General features: G+C 54.2%; 2 protein-coding genes. Both read left to right on the forward strand.

The annotated features are described in order from the left end of the window. Window positions 1-234 precede the first annotated feature (234 nt). The gene (gene hchA / locus J1G33_RS27670; RefSeq protein ID WP_223019168.1) at window positions 235-1,110 is read left to right on the forward strand and encodes a glyoxalase III HchA; all 876 of its coding nucleotides are present in this window, start codon (window positions 235-237) and stop codon (window positions 1,108-1,110) included. After that, window positions 1,110-1,829 (forward strand): PA1136 family autoinducer-binding transcriptional regulator, encoded by a 720-nt coding sequence (locus J1G33_RS27675; RefSeq protein WP_223019169.1) that lies wholly within the window; start codon window positions 1,110-1,112, stop codon window positions 1,827-1,829. The genes hchA and J1G33_RS27675 overlap by 1 nt, the downstream gene beginning before the upstream one ends. Window positions 1,830-2,013: the final 184 nt, after the last annotated feature.

Below are 2,013 nucleotides of genomic sequence, written 5' to 3' on the forward strand. Positions count from 1 at the left end.
TCCTGCCCACTCGATAACTGTCCCATCATGCTGTGTGATCCCCCTCCGGCCAATGAAGAGATTTTGCCGGAGGCCAGTCAGGGGAGCTACTTTTTCAACAGAATCGGCCAAAAGCAGCCGATCAGCGTACTGTATGGGTGCGGAAAATTTCTTTGAGGGAAAACCCTCATTGCCGGGCCTGTGTCACGCTATTAGCATTGATTTCGGCAATCGGCCCATTCGTAGGAGAAAACCATGACTACCTTGCAGAGTGACGACAAGCGCCCCACGCCGGATCAGGCAGAGGATAATGCCTTTTTCCCCTCTCCATACTCGCTAAGCCAATTTACCTCGCCAAAATCTGATTTGAGTGACGCGGATTACCCTAATCCTTACCAAGGTGGCCGCTGGAAGATTTTGCTGATCGGCGCAGACGAGCGCTATTTGTTGACTGACAACGGCACCATGTTTTCCACCGGTAATCACCCGGTCGAGACGTTGCTACCCATGTACCACCTCGACAAAGCCGGCTTCGCGTTCGACGTTGCGACCCTGTCAGGCAATCCGGTGAAGTTTGAATTCTGGGCCATGCCTTCCGAAGATACCGAGGTAAAGAATTTCTACGCCAAATACCGCGAACAGTTCAAAAAACCCTTGAAGCTTTCCGATGTGGTCGAAAAGGCACTGGGCGAGGATTCGGATTACATCGGGGTTTTCATACCCGGCGGACACGGCGCGCTGATTGGATTGCCGGAGAGTGCCGACGTGAAAGCGGCTTTGCATTGGGCAATCACCAACGACAAATTTGTGATTTCCCTATGTCACGGCCCAGCAGCAATGCTCGCGGCGGGTATTGGAGAGTCGAGGGATTCCTACATTTTCAACGGCTACAAGATCTGCGCATTTCCAGACAGTCTCGACGCAAAAACGCCCGACATCGGTTATATGCCTGGGCATTTGACCTGGAAATTTGGTGAGCAATTGAAAGCCCTGGGAGTTGAGATCGTCAACCAGGATATTTCAGGTACAACGCTCCAAGACCGCAAGTTGCTGACCGGCGACAGCCCACTGGCAGGCAATAATCTAGGCAAGTTGGCAGCTGAAGCATTGTTGAAAGAGGTCGCATCATAGTGAGCGACGGGCCGGCCGAAACAGCGATGCGAGCTGCTCTGGAGATAGAGACGGCGCGCACACTTGAATCAATCAAGAAAGCCGTCAGGGGTTTTGCCACACCCTACGGCTATGATCGATTCGTGTTGTTTTCTGCATCGTCGGCAAGTGAAGAAGTGGTTGAGCATATCTACTGGGTCGAAGGCGATTGGTTCGATAACGGTCAATCGGTGGATGCTGAGACTTATGTTCGACATTGTCCGGTGACTCGCCACCTTCTGAATGCTCGCCAATCCTTCTTCTGGCAGAAAGAGCAGGCCAACGGAGAAGAGCGCTACCGGGTGATTCGTTCTCCCGGTGATTCAGGGATTCAGGGGTTGCAGGTACCAGTTTTCGGCCCGCAGGGGCTTGAGGGCGCGATGAGCTTGGGGGGTGAGCCGGTGGATGGAAGCGCGCGGGTTCGCTTGGGACTAAGCCTGGTTGCGACGGCCGCTTTTTTCGCAGCCAGGCGGTTGCTTGAGTCTCCACTGGACGAAGCGTTACAAAGCCTTTCCCCGCGAGAGCGCGAAGTCATGGAATGGACGGCTGCCGGAAGACGGCAAGCGGATATTGCAGCAACTCTCGGTTTGTCGGAGCGTACGGTTGAAAATCACCTGCGCTCAGCGCGCCGACGTCTGGGCGTGACAACGACAGCACAAGCCATCAGGATGGCCATCCGAAACGGCGATATCGATGGTTAAGGACGCGGCGAGATGGAGTGGTGGAACGTTTGGGCCTCCGAGTAATTTCCTCAATAGGCTGATCTGAATGTCGGCTATTGGCCGATTCTGTTGAAAAAGTAGCTCCCCTGACTGGCCTCCGGCAAAATCTCTTCATTGGCCGGAGGGGGATCACACAGCATGATGGGACAGTTATCGAGTGGGC

Origin of the sequence: Pseudomonas sp. P867 (genome assembly GCF_019891455.1) — a bacterium.
Classification (GTDB): domain Bacteria; phylum Pseudomonadota; class Gammaproteobacteria; order Pseudomonadales; family Pseudomonadaceae; genus Aquipseudomonas; species Aquipseudomonas synxantha_A.